Source organism: Klebsiella sp. K47 (assembly GCF_051858335.1).
Classification (GTDB): domain Bacteria; phylum Pseudomonadota; class Gammaproteobacteria; order Enterobacterales; family Enterobacteriaceae; genus Klebsiella; species Klebsiella pneumoniae.
On record NZ_JBPYUI010000390.1, the window covers coordinates 1 to 226 of the forward strand.

At 65.0% G+C, this 226-nt stretch carries 1 protein-coding gene; it reads right to left on the reverse strand.

Translation table 11 applies throughout. The features are described 5' to 3' along the window. Window positions 1-226, reverse strand: a 226-nt coding sequence (locus RRF55_RS28510; RefSeq protein WP_439419372.1) for an AMP-binding protein, incomplete at both ends; no start/stop codon positions are given.

A 226-nucleotide genomic window follows, 5' to 3' on the forward strand; every position in this document is an offset into this window, starting at 1 on the left:
TTCGTCGGCGGTAATCACCGTGCGGCAGTCGGCGTCGAGGATGCGGTCGCGCAGGGCGTCGGGGGAAAAGCCGCCGAACACCACCGAGTGAATCGCGCCGATGCGGGTACAGGCCAGCATGGCGAAGGCAGCTTCGGGAATCATCGGCATGTAGATGCACACCCGGTCGCCCTTTTTCACCCCGCGCTGCTTGAGCACGTTGGCCAGGCGGCACACCTGCTGATGA